The sequence below is a fragment of the Streptomyces sp. cg36 genome (genome assembly GCF_041080675.1).
Lineage (GTDB): Bacteria > Actinomycetota > Actinomycetes > Streptomycetales > Streptomycetaceae > Streptomyces.
This window is the reverse complement of record NZ_CP163520.1, coordinates 5,020,648-5,037,989: the sequence shown is the minus strand read 5'-3', so window position 1 is coordinate 5,037,989 and position 17,342 is coordinate 5,020,648. Positions and strand designations below refer to the sequence as shown.

The 17,342-nt window shown below is 72.5% G+C and carries 13 protein-coding genes, 2 tRNA genes and 1 pseudogene; 7 read left to right on the top strand and 9 right to left on the bottom strand.

What is annotated here, in order from left to right:
- The first annotated feature begins 30 nt into the window (after positions 1 to 30).
- The 4 genes from AB5J87_RS22320 to AB5J87_RS22305 all read left to right on the top strand — a co-directional run bounded on the left by AB5J87_RS22320 (position 31) and on the right by AB5J87_RS22305 (position 2,905).
- A tRNA-Lys gene (locus tag AB5J87_RS22320) sits at positions 31 to 104 on the top strand.
- Positions 105 to 219: 115 nt separating this feature from the next.
- Positions 220 to 771: a hypothetical protein gene (locus tag AB5J87_RS22315; RefSeq protein ID WP_369378703.1), complete on the top strand. Its 552-nt coding sequence runs from the start codon at positions 220 to 222 to the stop codon at positions 769 to 771.
- A complete protein-coding gene (locus AB5J87_RS22310) occupies positions 768 to 1,250 on the top strand; it encodes a group II truncated hemoglobin (protein WP_369378701.1) in 483 nt (160 codons plus the stop codon). The genes AB5J87_RS22315 and AB5J87_RS22310 overlap by 4 nt, the downstream gene beginning before the upstream one ends.
- Before the next feature lie 143 nt (positions 1,251 to 1,393).
- Positions 1,394 to 2,905 (top strand): MFS transporter, encoded by a 1,512-nt coding sequence (locus AB5J87_RS22305; RefSeq protein ID WP_369378699.1) that lies wholly within the window; start codon positions 1,394 to 1,396, stop codon positions 2,903 to 2,905.
- Between the two features lie 82 nt (positions 2,906 to 2,987).
- Here AB5J87_RS22305 and AB5J87_RS22300 read toward each other — a convergent pair whose 3' ends face one another.
- The 3 genes and pseudogenes from AB5J87_RS22300 to AB5J87_RS22290 all read right to left on the bottom strand — a co-directional run bounded on the left by AB5J87_RS22300 (position 2,988) and on the right by AB5J87_RS22290 (position 6,382).
- The gene (locus tag AB5J87_RS22300) at positions 2,988 to 3,578 is read right to left on the bottom strand and encodes a lytic polysaccharide monooxygenase (protein WP_369378697.1); all 591 of its coding nucleotides are present in this window, start codon (positions 3,576 to 3,578) and stop codon (positions 2,988 to 2,990) included.
- Between the two features lie 150 nt (positions 3,579 to 3,728).
- Positions 3,729 to 4,808 (bottom strand): annotated as a pseudogene (locus AB5J87_RS22295) (SPFH domain-containing protein); the annotation flags it as partial.
- Positions 4,809 to 4,903: 95 nt separating this feature from the next.
- Positions 4,904 to 6,382: a peptidoglycan-binding protein gene (locus tag AB5J87_RS22290; protein ID WP_369378695.1), complete on the bottom strand. Its 1,479-nt coding sequence runs from the start codon at positions 6,380 to 6,382 to the stop codon at positions 4,904 to 4,906.
- A 193-nt stretch (positions 6,383 to 6,575) separates the two neighbouring features.
- Between AB5J87_RS22290 and AB5J87_RS22285 the strand changes: the two genes are divergently transcribed.
- The 3 genes from AB5J87_RS22285 (at position 6,576) to AB5J87_RS22275 (ending at position 11,083) form a co-directional block, all read left to right on the top strand.
- Positions 6,576 to 6,649 (top strand) — tRNA-Lys (locus AB5J87_RS22285).
- 553 nt (positions 6,650 to 7,202) lie between these two features.
- A complete protein-coding gene (locus AB5J87_RS22280; protein ID WP_369378693.1) occupies positions 7,203 to 9,146 on the top strand; it encodes a glycosyltransferase family 2 protein in 1,944 nt (647 codons plus the stop codon).
- On the top strand, positions 9,143 to 11,083 hold the full coding sequence (locus tag AB5J87_RS22275) for a galactose oxidase-like domain-containing protein (RefSeq protein ID WP_369378691.1): 1,941 nt from the start codon (positions 9,143 to 9,145) through the stop codon (positions 11,081 to 11,083). Before AB5J87_RS22280 ends, AB5J87_RS22275 begins: the two co-directional genes overlap by 4 nt.
- 29 nt (positions 11,084 to 11,112) lie before the next feature.
- Here the strand turns inward: AB5J87_RS22275 and AB5J87_RS22270 are convergent, their stop codons facing one another.
- The 6 genes from AB5J87_RS22270 to AB5J87_RS22245 form a co-directional block, all read right to left on the bottom strand.
- The gene (locus AB5J87_RS22270; RefSeq protein ID WP_369378689.1) at positions 11,113 to 12,105 is read right to left on the bottom strand and encodes a glycoside hydrolase family 6 protein; all 993 of its coding nucleotides are present in this window, start codon (positions 12,103 to 12,105) and stop codon (positions 11,113 to 11,115) included.
- A gap of 324 nt (positions 12,106 to 12,429) precedes the next feature.
- Positions 12,430 to 13,110, bottom strand: coding sequence for a class F sortase (locus tag AB5J87_RS22265; RefSeq protein WP_369378688.1), 681 nt, complete (start codon positions 13,108 to 13,110; stop codon positions 12,430 to 12,432).
- Between the two features lie 13 nt (positions 13,111 to 13,123).
- The gene (locus AB5J87_RS22260; protein ID WP_369378687.1) at positions 13,124 to 13,690 is read right to left on the bottom strand and encodes a hypothetical protein; all 567 of its coding nucleotides are present in this window, start codon (positions 13,688 to 13,690) and stop codon (positions 13,124 to 13,126) included.
- Between the two features lie 88 nt (positions 13,691 to 13,778).
- Positions 13,779 to 14,558, bottom strand: coding sequence for an HAD-IIA family hydrolase (locus AB5J87_RS22255; protein ID WP_369378686.1), 780 nt, complete (start codon positions 14,556 to 14,558; stop codon positions 13,779 to 13,781).
- Between the two features lie 85 nt (positions 14,559 to 14,643).
- Entirely contained in the window at positions 14,644 to 16,143 is a 1,500-nt protein-coding gene (locus AB5J87_RS22250) for an alkaline phosphatase family protein (protein WP_369378684.1), read from the bottom strand.
- 120 nt (positions 16,144 to 16,263) lie between these two features.
- Entirely contained in the window at positions 16,264 to 17,334 is a 1,071-nt protein-coding gene (locus AB5J87_RS22245; protein ID WP_369378683.1) for a 2-aminoethylphosphonate ABC transporter substrate-binding protein, read from the bottom strand.
- Positions 17,335 to 17,342: the final 8 nt, after the last annotated feature.

Below are 17,342 nucleotides of genomic sequence, written 5' to 3'. Positions count from 1 at the left end.
CGGACCAGGTAGTATTTTCTCTGTCAGCAGGCGCCGCTAGCTCAGTTGGTTAGAGCAGCTGACTCTTAATCAGCGGGTCCGGGGTTCGAGTCCCTGGCGGCGCACAGACAGCAGGAAGCCCTTCGCGACAGCGGAGGGCTTTTTGCGTTGCCCCTACATGTTTCGGGCCCACGGCGAACACGCTTGGCGGGCCGATCCCGGCGGAGTAATCCTGATTACATGATTACAGCCGAACAGCACGAGCAGCTCCGCGGCTGGTTCACCGGCCGCATCCCGGACGGACTCTTCGAGCGCCTGGTGGACGTCACCGTCGACCGCGAGGAGATCACCGTCGTCGGGCGCGTCCCCGAGCCCGGGCTCGCCGACGGCGCCTCCCCCGCCGAGCGCGCCGCCGCCCTCGACGGCCGCATCCAGGAGTTCCGCGAGCGCACCCGCGACGAGCGGATCGCGGTGGCCCGCGAGGCCGAGCACCGCTACGGCCGCAAGGTCTCCTGGGGCGCCGAGTGCGGGGGCCGCCGGGCGATGTTCACCCAGGTCTCGGCCCCCGTCATGACCCGGCTGCGCCAGCCCGAACGGCAGGTCCTGGACACCCTGGTGGCGGGCGGCGTGGCCCGCAGCCGCAGCGAGGCCCTTGCCTGGTGCGTACGGCTCGTGGAGAGTCGCACGGACGACTGGCTCGGGGAGCTGCGCGACTCCCTGGAGCGGGTACGGGAAGTCCGCGCCCAGGGCCCCGACCGCGCGTCGGGGCCGACCGAGGAGGACAACGCATGAGCGACGCTCCGGGGACCCCCAGCGTCTACGAGTGGATGGGCGGCCAAGAGGCGCTCGACCGGCTGACCGAGGTCTTCTACGGGCACGTGCACAAGGACCCGCTGCTCGCGCCGGTCTTCGCCGCGGCCCCGGCCGAGCACGCCCACCACGTGGCCGTCTGGCTGGGCGAGGTCTTCGGCGGCCCCGCCGACTACACCGCGGCCCACGGCGGCCACGACCACATGGCCGGCCGCCATCTGGGCCGGGGCATCACCGAGGAGCAGCGGCGGCGCTGGATCGCGCTCCTGACGGACGCGGCGGACGAGGTGGGGCTGCCGGACGACCCGGAGTTCCGGGCGGTGTTCGCGTACTACATCGAGTGGGGGACGCGGATGGCGCTCGTCTACTCGGGGCCCCAGCCGCCGCCGGTGACGGGCACCGGGGCGACCGTGCCGAAGTGGGGCTGGAACCAGACCCCGCCCTGGCGGCCGGGGGCCTGAGCGCCCGGCGCCGGCCGCACGGCCCCCCGCGCCCGCCCCGACACGAGCGCGACCAGGCCCCTCCGGAGCTTCCGGAGGGGCCTTACGCATGTCTTATACATTCGTTCTAGACGGCTGTATTAAACAGCCGTACAGTTCCTGTCATGACGCACTCACCGAGCACGAACCTCCGCGCCGGGCGCAGGGAATGGACCGCCTTCGTCGTCCTCCTGCTGCCGCTCCTCCTGGTCTCGATGGACGTCTCCGTCCTCTACTTCGCGATCCCGTCGATCACGCGGGAGCTCGACCCGAGCGCCACCCAGCAGCTGTGGATCTTCGACGTCTACGCGTTCGCGCTCGCCGGGCTGCTCATCACGATGGGCTCGCTCGGGGACCGGATCGGGCGCCGCAGGCTGCTCCTGATCGGCGCGACGGCCTTCGGACTCGCCTCGGTGACCGCGGCCTACGCGACCAGCGCCGAGATGCTGATCGCCGCACGCGCCCTGCTCGGCGTCGGCGGCGCCACCCTGATGCCCTCCACCATGGGCCTGGTCCGCAACATGTTCCGCGACGACAGGCAGCGCGGCCAGGCCATCGGCATCTGGTCCGGCGCCATGGCGGGCGGCATCGCGCTCGGCTCGGTGCTGAGCGGGGTCCTGCTGGAGCACTTCTGGTGGGGCTCGGTGTTCCTGATCAACGTCCCGGCGATGCTGCTCCTGCTGGTGCTCGCGCCCTTGCTGGTCCCCGAGTTCAAGGACCCGGCGCCCGGGAAGTTCGACCTGCTGGGCGCGGTGCTCTCGATGGGCGCGGTACTGCCGGTGGTGTACGGGCTGAAGGAGATCGCGGCCGAGGGCTTCGGCGCGGCGCGCCTGCTGTACGTGGCCGGGGGCCTCGCCGTCGGCGGGCTCTTCGTCCGCCGCCAGCGCCGCGGCCGGGACGCGATGATCAGCCGCGAACTCTTCCGCGACCGGGTCTTCGGCGCCGGGATCTCGCTCAACGCCGTCGCCGCCTTCGCGATGATGGGCTCGGCCTACTTCACCACCCAGTACCTCCAGTCCGTGCTCGGCATGGGCACCCTGGAGGCGGCCCTGTGGTCGCTCGCCCCCTCGCTGGCGGTGGGCATCGCGGCCCCCGCGGCGACCGCGGTCGCCGCGAGGAGCGGCAAGGCGCCGGTCATCGCGTCCGGCTTCGCGATCGGCGCCGCGGGCTACGGCGTCCTCGCCCTCACCGGCACCGACTCCCTCTGGCTGGTGCTGACCGGCGCCGCCGTGATCGCCGGCGGCATCGTCATGGTGATGGCGCTCGTCTCCGACATGGCGCTCGCCGCGGCCCCGGCCGAGAAGGCCGGCTCGGCGGCCTCGCTCCTGGAGACCGGCCAGGAGTTCGGCGGGGCGATGGGGATGGCGGTCCTGGGCTCGATCGGTACGGCGGTCTACCGCTCCGACATGCCCGGCTCGGCCCCGGCCGCGGCCCGCGAGACCCTGGGCGCGGCGGTGGCGGGCACCGACCACTCGCTGATCGCGACGGCCCGGGAGGCGTTCGTGCACGGCATGCGGTACGCGGCGGTCGGCGGAACGGTGCTGCTGGCGGTCGCGGCGGGAGTGGCGGTGCTGCTGCTGCGCGGCACGAAGGCGGCGGCCCCGGCACCGGCCCCGGAGCGGGAACCGGTCGCATGACATCGGTGCGCGTACGGCCGCCGGGCCGGCTCATCACGAGCCGGCCCGGCGGCCGTTCGCGTACTGCGTGCGGGCCGGGCGACTAGAACTGGACGTCGGAGCAGGCGTAGAACGCGTTCCCGGTGTCCGCGATCGTCCACACCGCGAGGATCATGTGGTGGCCGGTCCGCCCCGACGGGATCGTCCCGTCGTGCGAGAGCGTGGCCGGCGGCTGCTTGCCGTAGTACGGGACGGTCAGGAAGGGCTGCGGGTCGAGCGCGGCCCGGGTGAGCTTCTGGGCCGGGTTCCACCCCTGCCTGGTGAGGTAGTACCGGAAGTCCGTGGTGGCGTGCCGGGCCGTGAACTGCCAGCGGAAGGTGTACGTCTGACCTGCCGTCAGCTGGGTGGTGGGCCAGCCCGTACCACCGCGCGGGTCGTCGAGCTCGGAAAACCGCGCGTTGCCTCCGGCGCAGAGCGTGCCGTCGGCGGGCCCGCCGGCCGGGAAGCCCTTGGGGCCCTCGACCGACTGCGGCTCCCACTGGATGTCGCCGCAGGAGTGGGCGTTGGCGCACACCTTCTGGCGGCTGAGCGGCTGGTCGGTGTAGCCGTGGCTACTGGCACTTGAGGTGGCGAGCAGGGAGGTGCCCGCGGCGACGAGCGCGACGACGGCCGCGCCCAGCTTTCTCTTTCGCATGCTGACGCTCCTGGAGAACGTGGGGGAGTTCTGGGGCCATGGCGCACGCGTGCCGACATCTGGTCTGGACCAACTGACAGGCTATTGCGGGTAGTTGAACATGTCCAGACCAATCGCACACACGGCTCGCGACCCCTCCCGCGCCTCCCGTCAGACGCCCTCGGCCCCGCCCCGGCCGGTGTAGAACGCCACCGTGAGGTCCTTCACCAGCACCCGCCGCTCGTAGTCGTCCAGCTCGACCAGGCCGCGCGCGGTGAGCCGCCCCACGGTGTCGTCCACCGCGTCCACCACCGAACTCAGCACCGCGTCCCGGTGCCTGGCGTCGAGGGCCGCGACCCGCCGCCGCCGCATCGCCGCCGCCACCTCCGGCGCGTACTCGATCCGGGTCGGCTGCACCGCGTACACCTCGATGCCCACCGCCTCCGCCTCCGCCCGCAGCAGCCGGGTGAGCGCGTCCCCGACCGCCTCCGCGTCCCGCAGGGTCGGGGCGTCGTCGTGGAAGGCGTCCGCCGGGAGCTGCGAGAGCACCCGGGCCATCGCCGCCTCCACCTGCTCGCGCAGATAGACGACGTGGTCCTCGACGGCGAGCGCGGCCCGCGCGGTGTCCTTGACCCGCCACACCACCAGCACCACGGCCCGCAGCGCGGTGCCGTCCGCGTCGACCGCGGGCATCGGCTCGCTGCGCCAGTGCCGCAGCCGTACGTCCACCCGGCGGCGCAGCAGCAGCGGGCTCATCCACACCAGCCCCGTGCGCCGCACGCTCCCCCGGTACTCACCGAAGAGCGAGAGCACCCAGGCGTAGCCGACCCGGCCGCGCGCGAGCCCGCCGAAGCAGCCGACCAGCGCGAGCGTGCCGAGCGCCAGCAGCCCCCAGCGCACCGCCCCCATGCCCGCGTACGGCCGCACCGGCAGCCGCAGCGCGCGGGCCGGCTCCGCCGGGAGCAGCCCCGCCGACCAGACGACGGCCGCACACCCGGCGAGCACGGCGAGGCCCGCGAGGACGGCGACCGCGCCGGGCAGCACCGGCCCGGCCCGCTCGGCGAGCCCCGGGTCGGCCGGGACGGCGGGCCGGGCGGGGGCCGCGACCGGGCGGGCGCGCCGCCGGGCCGAGGGCGCGGCCGGTTTCGGCGCGGGCTGCGGCACCACCGGGCCCGCCCCGGTGTCGTCCCGGAACAGCAGGTGCACCGGGATCTCGGAGGTGGTCTCGCCCTTGATCACCGCGACCCGGCGGGCGGCGGCGGGTTCGGGCAGGGCCCCGGGCGCGGGCCGGGGGCCGGGCTCGCGGCCCGGCGTGGAATCCGTCGGGGTGTGCATCGGTGCCTCCGTCATGCTCGGGGTGCGCGCCGCTCGGACGGGGCCGGGAGCGCGGCGAAGAGCCGCCGCCAGGTCTCGGGGCCGGGATATCCGTCGGCGGCGGCGCCGCGCCAGCCCTGGGCGCGCTGGAACGCCTCGACGTTGCGCCGGTCCGCCTCGCTCCAGCGCGGGCCCGGACCGGAGGTGTAGTACCGCCCGAACCCGGCCTCCCGCAGCCGCTCCCCGAGCCGGGTGACGTACGGGCCGGAGCGGCCGGGGCGGAAGTACTGCCGGCCCGGGTAGGCGGGAGGGGCGGCGGGAGCGGCGGCGGTCCGGGTGGCCGTGGCGGCCGTCCGGGCGGCCGTCGCCCCGGTTCCGGCCGCCGGGGGGATGTCCCGGCCGGTCCCCCGCACCAGCAGGTTCCAGGTCCTGGGGCCGGGCAGTCCGTCGGCGCCGGAGCCGGTCCAGCCCTGGGCGCGCTGGAACGCCTCGGTGGCCCGGCGGTCGGCCTCGCTCCAGCGCGGGCCCGGGCCCTGGCTGTAGAAGCGCTTGCCGCCGCGGGCGACCAGCATCTCGCCGAGCCGGGTGACCGAGCCGTTGTCGGCGCCGGGCCCGAACGCGCCGGTGCCGGGGAACTCCACGACCGGCCGGGTGGCCGCGGCGGGCTCGGCGGCGGCCACCCCGCCCGCGCCGCTGACCAGGCCCTTGTACCGGTAGGGCACATAGCGGGCGGAGTAGTTCCAGTACGCGTACGGCGTGGCCTGCTTGCGGGCCAGCGGCGGCGTCTGCTCGTACGCGACGTAGTACGCGTGCGTGTAGTCGGCCCAGCCGCCGAAGATCACCACGTGTGAGCCCCGGGTGGGGTTGTCGGGGTTGTGGAAGAGCAGGATGTCGCCGGGCTGGAGCTCCTCCTTGGAGATCCTCACGGCGAAGCCGGCGAGGCTGCCGGTCCACTCGTTGGTGCCGAGGTTCCAGGCCATGGAGACGAAGCCGGAGCAGTCCTGGCGGTACCCGTCCGACCAGTACCGCTCCATGCTGTACGGGACCTGCGCCGACACCCAGGTCTTGGCCCGGTTGATGATGTCGGCCCGGGTCAGCGGCGCCAGCCTGCGCGGCGGCTCCCCCGCCGGGGCCCGGCCGGGCGCCCCGTGGAGCGCGCTGGCGGCGCCCTGCTCGGTGACCGGCTCGGCGTCCGGCCCGTCGTCGGCGCCGCTCCCCCCGGCGTCCCGCGGCGTGCCGGGCGCCCGGTCCGCGCCGGCGGCCGGGCCCGGTCCGCCGGGGGCCGCGCCCGGGGGCCTCGTGGTGCCCGGCGGCTTGGTGGTGGCGGAGGCGAAACCTCCGCCGAGGACCACGCCCGCCGCCGTCGCCAGGACCAGGACGCGGCGGGCGCCGTGGGCGGCGGGGTGGCCGCCGGTGCGCAGCGGGCGGGCCGCCGCCCGGCGCCGCTCGGCGCAGCCCGCGCAGCCGCACGCGCCCTCCGGCTCGTACTCCTCGAAGACCGGCACCGTCATACGCGTCCCCTCCCGCTCTCGGAGATCTCGTGACCGTTGAAGATCTTTTCTGCGCTTCTGCACGGGCGTCAGCTTCCCAACTCTCCGGACAAATCGCATTGTGACGGATCAAAACGGATGAAACGAACATCTCACCGCGTGGCGCTGGTCGGAACCACCCCTTCGAGTCCGGTAGAGTTCTCGTTGTCAGCAGGCGCCGCTAGCTCAGTTGGTTAGAGCAGCTGACTCTTAATCAGCGGGTCCGGGGTTCGAGTCCCTGGCGGCGCACAGACAGCCACAGGCTCCTCACCACCGGTGAGGAGCCTGTGGTCGTTCCCGGCCGACCCCGGCCCGAGGAATCGCGCCGGGGTCGCGCCGAGGCGTGCACCGGCGCCCCCGTCGCCGTGCGGCGCGCGGCGGGATCACGGGAGCTCCACCCGAAATCCGTACGCCCTGCACAAGCGCCCCGTAAAGCCCGCGTATGACCGGTAAACACCTTGTTTGGGCCTTGCGATCAAGCCGTCCGGCACGGAAACCTGGCTGAGGACCTTCGGTTCCCAGGGGGTGCGCGGCCCCATCACGCAAAGGCCGCGCGGTTGTTTCACAGGGGAATGTCCCGGTTGGTTCGGACCTCGGGGTGGGGGCCCCGTTCATGAACCGGTGCCGCGACAGGCATCATGCAACCGGAGGGATCACGTCCAGCGTCTAGAGCGGTCTAGAACACGGATGCGAACCGCCCCTGACCGACCATCAGCCTGCCAGCACCGGTCGAGGGGGACCGACGCGGGCTCAGGAACAACGACACACACGCAACGGACCTTTGCGTGCGGGGGGATGACTCATGACGTCGACGCCGACGGGCGCCCGGCACCACGATGACCCGTCCCAGACCACCCAGCTCCGGATCCCCCCGCACCTGCGGGCCGGAGCGGCCCGGCAGCGGCTGAAGAAATCGCTGCCGCGCTACGACTACGAGCACTACAGCAGGCTCGCCGGTCCGCTCACCCAGCCGGACCCGGCGAAGCCGTACCGCGTCCAGTACCGGTCGCTGCTCTCCCAGGAGCCGCACCGGATACGCGCGGCCCTGCTGCTCGGCGCGGCCCCGCTGGTCTCGCTCGGTCTCTTCGCCTGGCTGATGCAGCCCGACCACTGGACCAAGCGCGACCACGCCTCCCAGTCCCTGCTGGTCCTGGACGTCGTCATGCTGGTCTCGATCGGCCTGATCGAGCTCTTCCGCACGATGAACGTCCTCTCCAACGCGCACGCCACCCTGGTGGCCCGCGACCCGGTCCCCGTGGTGCCCGAGACCGGCACCAAGGTCGCCTTCCTCACCTCCTTCGTGCCCGGCAAGGAGCCGCTGGAGATGGTGACCAAGACCCTGGAGGCCGCGGTCCGCATCCGCCACCGGGGCCTGATGCACGTGTGGCTGCTCGACGAGGGCGACGACCCGGCGGTCAAGGAGGTGTGCGCGCGCCTGGGCGTGCACCACTTCTCCCGCAAGGGCGTCGCGCGCTGGAACCAGCCCAAGGGCCCGCACCGCGCCAAGACCAAGCACGGCAACTACAACGCCTGGCTGGAGGCGCACGGCGGCGACTACGACTTCTTCGCCTCCGTCGACACCGACCACGTGCCGCTGCCCAACTACCTGGAGCGGATGCTCGGTTACTTCCGCGACCCCGACGTCGGCTTCGTCATCGGCCCGCAGGTCTACGGCAACTACGACACCTTCGTCACCAAGGCGGCCGAGTCCCAGCAGTTCCTCTTCCACGCGCTGATCCAGCGGGCCGGCAACAAGTACGGCGCGCCCATGTTCGTCGGCACCAGCAACGCCGTGCGCATCAGCGCCCTCAAGCAGATCGGCGGGCTGTACGACTCGATCACCGAGGACATGGCGACCGGCTTCGAGATGCACCGGCACGCCAACCCCGCCACCGGCAACAAGTGGCGCTCGGTCTACACCCCGGACGTGCTGGCCGTCGGCGAGGGCCCGAGCGCCTGGACCGACTTCTTCACCCAGCAGCTGCGCTGGTCCAGAGGCACCTACGAGACGATCCTCAAGCAGTACTGGAAGGGCTTCACCACCCTGCCGTTCGGCAAGCTCTTCAACTACACGATGATGATCATCTTCTATCCGATGTCGGCCCTCAACTGGATCCTCGCGGCGCTGAGCTGCGCCCTGTTCCTGGGCCTGGGCGCCTCCGGCGTGCAGATCGACCCCGTCATCTGGATGATGCTGTACGGCAACGCCTCGGCCCTCCAGATCGGCCTCTACATCTGGAACCGCCGCCACAACGTCTCGCCGCACGAGCCGGAGGGCTCCGGCGGAGTGGCCGGCATGGTGATGTCGGCGCTCTCCGCGCCGATCTACGCCCGCTCGCTGATGGACGCCGTACTGCGCCGCAAGAGCTCCTTCGTGGTGACGCCCAAGGGCGACTCCTCCAGCCCGGACACGCTCTTCGGCACCTTCCGCATCCACCTGTTCTTCATCGCCCTGTTCGGCGGCTCCCTGGTGGCCTCGTTCTTCAACGGCCACAGCCACCCCGCGATGATCACCTGGGCCGCGCTGGCCCTGCTGATCACGGCCGCGCCGATCCTCGGCTGGCGCTGGACCGTGCGCGAGGAGAAGCGCGGGCGCCGCGGACGCCGGCGCTCGGGACCGCCCGCCGCGCCGCACCCGCAGGAGCGCCCCCAGTGGGCGGCGGGGGCCCCGCGGCCCGGGGCGCAGGAGGGCGGCGAGCCCGTCGACCAGACCGTACAGATCGCCCTTGGGGGACGTAAGCCATGAGATTCCGTCCGACCCGCCGTACCCGCCGCTGGGCGATCGGTACGGCGGTGGTCCTCGCGCTCGCGGGCGCCAACGGGCCCTGGCTGTACCGGTTCTCCACCGACCAGTACCACGACTACAAGATCAACCAGCCCGGCTACAAGGCCGAGAACGGGCACTGGGACCTGGTCTCCATGCCCAAGGAGTTCCGGCTCAACACGATCCACGCGGCGCTGCTGCACACCGGCAAGGTGCTGCTCGTCGCGGGCTCCGGCAACAACGCCAAGAACTTCGACGCGAAGAAGTTCGACACGGTCCTGTGGGACCCGGAGAAGAACACCTTCAAGAAGATCCACACTCCCAACGACCTCTTCTGCACCGGCCACACCCAGCTGGCCGACGGCAACCTGCTGATCGCGGGCGGCACCAAGCGGTACGAGAAGCTCAAGGGCGACGTCACCAAGGCCGGCGGCCTGATGATCGTCCACAACGAGGACCCGGACAAGCCGATCACGCTGCCCGCGGGCACCCGGTTCACCGGCAAGTCCAACGGCAAGACGTTCGTCTCCAAGGACCCCGTCCTCGTCCAGCGGGCCAAGAAGGTCTTCGACAAGAAGACCGGCCGGTTCCTGCGCACCGAGGCCGGGCTCGGGCGGATCTACGTCGAGGCCCAGGAGTCCGGCACCGAGCACGAGACCGGCACCGAGGACAACTACCGCGTCCAGGGCCTCACCGGCTCCGACACCCGCAACGTCTACGGCATCGCCCAGAAGCTCGCCCTGGACAAGAAGGACTTCCAGGGGATCAGGGACGCCTACGAGTTCGACCCGGTCGCCGAGCGGTACATCACCGTCGACCCGATGAACGAGGCCCGCTGGTACCCGACGCTGACCACGCTCTCCGACGGCAAGGTGCTGGCCCTGTCGGGCCTGGACGACATCGGGCAGCTGGTGCCGGGCAAGAACGAGGTGTACGACCCGAAGACCAAGAAGTGGACGTACACCAAGGGGATCATGCAGTTCCCCACCTACCCCGCGGTGTTCCTGCTGCAGAACGGCAAGCTCTTCTACTCCGGCTCCAACGCCGGGTACGGGCCGGACAACGTCGGCCGCGACCCCGGCATCTGGGACTTCGCCAGCAACAGGTTCACCAGGATCCCCGGGCTGAGCGACCCCGGCGAGATGGAGACGTCCGGGACGGTGCTGATGCCGCCGGCCCAGGACGAGAAGTACATGGTGATCGGCGGCGGCGGGGTCGGCGAGTCGGCCGAGTCGTCGAAGAAGACCCGGATCGTCGACCTCAAGGACCCCAACCCGTCCTTCAAGGACGGCCCTTCGCTCTCGGAGGGCACCCGCTACCCCGAGACGTCGGTCCTGCCCGACGACACCATGCTGATCAGCGGCGGCTCCAAGGACTACCGCGGCCGGGGCGGCTCCAACCTCCACCAGGCGCGGATCTACGACGCCAGGACGGGCACGATGCGGCGGGTCGCCGACCCGGAGGTCGGCCGCAACTACCACTCCGGGTCGATCCTGCTGCCCGACGGGCGCGTCGTCACCTTCGGCGGCGACTCGCTCTTCGCCGACAAGGACGACACCAAGCCCGGCGTCTTCGAGCAGCGCATCGAGATCTACACCCCGCCCTACCTCTACAAGGGCGGCGGCAAGCAGCCCGAGCTCGGCGAGGGCCCCAAGTCCCTCGCACTGGGCGCCAGCGGCGTCTACCGGACCAAGGACGCCGCCGCCGTGAGGACGGCCCGGCTGATCCGGCCCAGCGCCACCACGCACGTCACCGACATCGACCAGCGCTCGATCGCCCTGGACGTGGTGAAGACGGCGGACGGCGTCAAGGTCACGGTCCCCAAGAACCGCAACCTGGTCCCGCCGGGCTGGTACATGCTGTTCGTCACCGACGGCGAGGGCACCCCGTCGAAGGCGGTGTGGGTGGAGGTGCCCTAGGGCACCTCCGAACTCCCCGGTGGGCGGGGCTACTTCGTGTTGCGGGCCAGCCCCAGCGCGTACTCCGCCCACCACTCGCCCGCCTTCGGGCCGCCCTTGCAGTCGCCGTCCGACTCGCCGGGGCGCTTGACCCACAGATAGGCGTCCACCAGCGGGTCGCCGGTCCGTGTCGTGGGGCGCTCGCCCAGCGCGCGGCCCGGCGGGTTGCACCAGGTCTCCCTGGGGTCGCCGCCGCCGTAGGGGCCGCTGCCGTTGCGGCTGGTGTCGATCACGAAGTGCTTGCCGCCGAGCTTCGCGGAGAGCCGGTGGCCGAAGTCCTTGCTGGCGGCCGTGGTCTGGAAGTTGGAGACGTTGACCGCGAAGCCGTCGGCGAGGTCGGCGCCCGCCCGGCGCAGCGGCTCGTCCAGCGCCTCCGGCTGCTGCCAGCCCGCGTTGCCCGCGTCGAGGTACACCTTCACGCCGGGCTGTCCCTTGAGCCGCTCGACGGCCTTCTTCAGCAGGTCGTAGCGCTCCTCGGCGAACCGGGCCGGGGTGCAGCCGTCCACCAGGTGCAGCACCGCGTCCGGCTCCAGGACCACCGTGGCGCCCCGGTCGCCGATCCCCCGGGCCACCTTGTCGACCCAGGCCCGGTAGGCGTTCCCGTCGGCCGCGCCGCCCTTGGAGAACTGGCCGCAGTCGCGGTGCGGGATGTTGTAGAGCACGAGCAGTGCCGTGCGGTCGGCCTTCTTCGCGGCCTCGGTGAAGCCCTTCGCCTCCGACTCCGGGTTCTCCGGGCCGATCCACTCGCCCACCGGCTGCTCGGCGATCCTGGCGATCAGCGCGGCCCCGGCGTCGTCGCCCTTCGCCCGGTACGCGGCGACCTGGCGCGCCGCGCTCCCGTCCGGATTGACCCAGAACGGGTCGACGTCCTTGGGCTGCTGGGCCACCCGCGGCGCCTTGTCGCCGTCCGACGACGAGCACGCCGTCAGCAGCAGGAGCGCCCCCACGGCCACCGCTCCAGCCCGCGCACAGCTCCGGACCATCCGACCCCCCTCGACCGCACTCTCCCGGACGCTTCCCCCGATCCATCGTGGCACACCCGCAGGGCCTCCCACGAGCACGTTCCCACCGAGCGCACACGAAAGGCGACTTGGCGTTAACCGGCCCTAGGCCGAAAGCGCACACCGGTTCTACAGTGAGGACATCGGGCCCAGCCCCGGCCGGGGTTCGACACCGGCCAGCCGCACCTCCCGTGGAGCCGCCGGGCTCCTCCCGCAGCCCGGGCGCCCACGGTCGAGGACCGTCCCGGCCGGCGGCTCCGGGGGGAGCGGGTCGCCGGCCGGGCCAGGTGCCGCCGCCGGGCGCGCTCAGGACGCGGCGCCGCCCGCAGGCCGTACGCCGGTGAGATAGGCCGAGACCACCACGTTCGCCGTATACGTGCGCGCCTTGCGGTCGTAGCTGCCCCCGCAGGTGATCAGCCGCAGCTCCGCGCGGCCCCGCTCGCGCGGCCCGTACACCTGGTGCGCGTCGAACCGGTCCCGGCCGAAGACCCGTACGTCGTCGATGGTGAACTCCGCCACCGACCCGTCGGCCCGGGCCACTTCGACCTTCTCGCCGGGGTGGGCGGCGCTCAGGCCGTAGAAGACGGCCGGCTTGCTCTCGGTGTCGACGTGGCCCACCAGCAGGGCCGCGCCCGGCCCGCCGGGCTGGACCCCGGAGCCGAACCAGCCGACCGTGCCGGGCCGGTCGTAGGGCGGCGGATCGACCGCGCCCGAGCTGTCCAGGCCGCGCGGTACGACCGGCGCGGCCACGCCTATGGACGGGATCGCGACACGGCGCGGCGCCGCCGCCCGTACCGGGTCGTGCGCGGGCGGCAGGGCGACGCCCAGCGGGCGCCCCACGGCGGCCACGTCCCCCGTGGTGGGCGCGGAGCTGCCGCCGGGGCCGTCGGTGGCCTCCCGGCCCCACAGCCACAGCCCCAGCAGCAACAGGGCCCAGGCGACCCCGGTCAGCAGCCGCCCGGTGCCGGCGGCGCGCTCGGCGGACACGGCCCGGCGCGCCTCAGTCGGCGCGGCGCCGGCGCCGGACGCTGCGGCCCGCCACCGCGACCGCCGCCACCGCCGCGAGCGCCAGCCCGATCACCGCGTGCCGGGTGCCGGGGCCCTGCTCGGTGGCCTGCTGGCCGGCGAGCTGCGCGGTGCCGCCGCCGCCCGCGTGGACGGGTGCGAACGGGGTGGAGTGACCGTCCGGGTGCCAGGAGCCGTCGTGGTGGTCGGAGCCGCCGTGGACGACGGTGAGCCGCCCGCTGGCCTGCCCGGAGCTGTCCTTGCAGTTGACCCAGATGTCGTAGTCCCGGGCCGGGGCGTCCGAGCGGATCCTGGCCTGGGCGAAGAGGCCGCCGTCCCGCCCGGGCGAGAACTGCGCCTGCGAGACGAACGCCTCCGAGGTCCCGACCGCCTGCCGGCCGCTGCACACACTGACCCGCAGACTCACCTCGCCCCCGGGGGCGATGGTGGACGGGGTGACCGTCAGCGAGCCGTGCGGCTCGGAGTCCGCCGCGGCGGCGGAGACGGGCAGCAGAGCGGTGGCGGCCATGGCCGCACAGAGCGTGACCTGTCGAAAGCGCATCGTGAACCTCCTGTAACGAAGGTTCACGCGCTGCGACGGCTTCCGCATCCCGGGCGCGTCCGAATGGCGCGCCGTCAGGGGGCGGCGGCTAGATGAGCTCGACCAGGTCGGCGATCGAGTCCACCGTGCGCGAGGGGCGGTAGGGGAAGTTCTCGACGTCCTCGGGCCGGGTGAGCCCGGTCAGGACGAGGAACGTCTGCATCCCCGCCTCCAGGCCCGCCAGGACGTCCGTGTCCATCCGGTCCCCGATCATCGCGCTGGTCTCGGAGTGCGCCCCGATCGCGTTCAGGCCGGTCCGCATCATCAGCGGGTTCGGCTTGCCCGCGAAGTACGGCTTCTTGCCGGTCGCCTTGGTGATCAGCGCGGCCACCGCGCCGGTCGCGGGCAGCGGCCCCTCGGCGGACGGGCCGGTCTCGTCGGGGTTGGTGCAGATGAACCGCGCCCCGCCGTTGATCAGCCGGATCGCCTTGGTGAGCGCCTCGAAGCTGTAGGTGCGGGTCTCGCCGAGCACCACGTAGTCCGGCTCGTGGTCGGTGAGGATGTAGCCGATGTCGTGGAGCGCGGTGGTCAGACCCGCCTCGCCGATCACGTACGCGGTGCCGCCGGGGCGCTGGTCGTCCAGGAACTTGGCGGTGGCGAGCGCCGAGGTCCAGATGTTCTCGACCGGCACGTGCAGCCCCATCCGGGCCAGCCGGGCCTGGAGGTCGCGGGGCGTGTAGATGGAGTTGTTGGTGAGGACCAGGAAGGGCTTGCCCGACTCCCTGAGCCCCTTGATGAAGGCGTCCGCCCCGGGGATCGGGATGCCCTCGTGGATGAGGACCCCGTCCATGTCGGTGAGCCAGGATTCGATCGGCTTGCGCTCTGCCATGGGGCGGACTCCTGCGGTGTACGAGGGAAATGCTGGGCGGTGCCGGGGTGCACCGCGCTGTGCGTGCCGACACCGCCCAGCCTAGTCAGGAACCGGCGAGTTTCACCTGGTCGATCACCCAGTACCAGTCGTTGCCGCCGGTGTAGCGGAACCGCACCCGGGCGGTGCTCGCCCCGGCGGGCACGTTCAGGGTGAGCGACTCCACCCTCGCCACCGCGTCGGAGGTGTACGTCTTCACCGCCACCGGCGCCGCGCCGTCGTAGGAGACGAGCACCTCGCCCTTCTGCGCGCCCGACTGGAGGTAGTGGGTGACGTAGGAGAGCGTGGCGGGGGCGCCGCCGCGCACCGGCCAGGCGGGGCTGACCAGCGTGGAGTCGAAGGTGCCGGTGAAGGACTTGTCCTGCCACTCGTCGCCGTCGGCCACCGCGAAGACGTCGCGGGAGCGGACGTTGGACTCGCGCTGCTGGTCGCGCTGGGCCTTGGTCCAGAACTCGTCGGTGGTGAAGGACCAGCCGCGCCACTCGGTGACCCCGCCGGTGCCCATCCTGGTGTTGTCGACGGACCAGCCGGCGGGCGGGGTGTGGGTGAAGCCGACGACGCCCGCGCCGATGCCGCCCTCGTCCACCGGGGTCTTGAGCACCGCGCGCAGCGCGTCGAAGTCGTCCGGCGAGGGCTGCTGGATCGGGCGGCCGTCCAGGCCCCAGGCCGGGTCGATGGCGATGCCGAGATGGGCGAGCGCGGAGGCGGCGACGTCGGGCATGCGGACGTCGTGGCGGACCGAACCGGGCGCGGCCGTGCCGCCCTTGGCGATCAGGAACGTCTGGCGCTCCTGCCAGGTGGAGCCGCCGTGGCCGCCCGCGTCGGTGTGCCCGTGGTCGGCGGTGACCAGCACCAGCCAGTCCTCCTCGGCCCGGGTGGGCCGGGCGGCGATCGCGTCGAGGAGCTGCCCGACCTGGGTGTCCACCCCGTGGATCGCGTCCAGGTACTGCTGGCTGGCGGCCCCGTAGCTGTGACCGGCGTGGTCGACGTTGTCGAGCTGGACGAAGACCGCGTCCGGGCCCGGGGCGCTCCCCAGCTTCTCCACGGCCCGGGCGGTGGTGCCCGTGTCGTACTCGGCGCTCGGCGTGGAGACGCGGCCGTCGACCTTCGACGAGAAGATCGTGTCGGTGATCGGCGCCCAGGAGGCGACCGCGTAGGTGGAGAGCGCGGGCCTGGCGGTCTCCGCACGGGTGAGGAAGTCGGGGTACTGGGCGAAGCGCTGGCCGGTGAACTCGTTGTCCTTGACGTTGTGCTTGTCCGGCCAGACACCGGTGATGACCGTCGACCAGCCGGGGCCGGACATGGTGGGCGCGAACGGGTTGGCATAGAGGGAGCTGGCGGCCGTGAGGCCGTCCGCCATCAGGGACTTGAGCCGAGGGGCACTGGCGTCCTTGACGCGGTTGAGCAGGGTGCCGTCCAGGCCGATGACCAGCACCTTGGGGGTGCGGGAGGCGGCGCGGGCGACGGCGGCGAGCGGGCCCGCGGCGGCGGCCAGGGCGGCGGCGCCGGCGAGCAGGGAGCGGCGGGAGATTCCTGACGTGGTCACGTGTCCTCCGGGGACGAGAGGGGCGCGGTACAGGGCAGGGCGGACCGACGCCCCTGGCGGTGCAGGGGCGTCGGGTGGTGCGGGGAAGGCGGTGGTGCGGGGGTGGGCGGTGGCGGCGGGTCAGCTGCCGGTCGCGGTCTTCCAGGCGTCCACGTACTTGGGCAGGTCGGTGCTGATGTCGAGCCAGTTCGGCTCGAAGACCTCCACGCCCTCCAGGAGCTTGGCGAGCGCGGTGGCGTTGGCGTCGGTGGCCTTGACGTCGGTGCGGGCCGCGAAGCCGCCGCCGATCGCGCTGACCTGCTGCTGGGCCTGCTCGCCGAGCATGAAGTCGAGCAGCTTCTTGCCGTTGGTGGTGTGCGGCGCCGACGCGACGAGACCGGCCGCGTAGGGCAGGGCGAAGGTGGTGGGCTTGCTGGTGGCGGTGGCCGGGAACCAGATGCCGAGGTTGGGCATGGTCTTGGCCTGGGCGTAGTTCATCTGCACATCGCCGTTGGCGACCAGGAGTTCGCCCTTGTCGACCTTGGGGGCGAGCTTGCCGGTGGAGGCGGACGGGCCGACGTTGTTGGCCTGGAGCTTGCGCAGGTACTCCATGGCGGCCTCCTTGCCGCCGAAGTCGTGCATGGCCTTGATGACCACGGCGGTGCCGTCACCGGCGACACCCGGGGTGGAGTACTGGATCTTGTTCTTGTACTTGCCGTCCAGCAGCTCCTCCCAGGTCCTGGGCGCCTGGGCGAGCTGCTTCTTGTTGTAGACGAAGCCGAAGTAGTTGTTGACGACCGCGGTCCACTTGCCCTTGCTGTTCTTCTGCGCGTCCGCCACCTTGTCCGCGCCGGCCGGGGTGTACGGCTGGAGCAGCCCCTTGGCGTCGGCCTGCTGGATGAACGGCGGCAGCGTGACCAGCACGTCGGCCTGGGTGTTGGACTTCTCGCGGACGGCGCGCTGCACCATCTCGCCCGAGCCGCCCTCCACGCACTTGACCTTGATGCCGGTCTTGGCCTCGAAGTCCTTGAAGACCTTGTCGTACCAGCCGTCGCCCTTCTCGCCCTTGAGGCCGTCGGCGCTGTAGACGGTGACGACCTTCTCGCCGGACTTGGAGTCGGCGGAGGAGGAGCCGCCGCAGCCGGTCAGGGCGGTGGCGAGGGCGAGGCTGCCGGCGACGGCGGCGAGCGGGGTACGCAGGCTTGCGCGCATGACGTTGT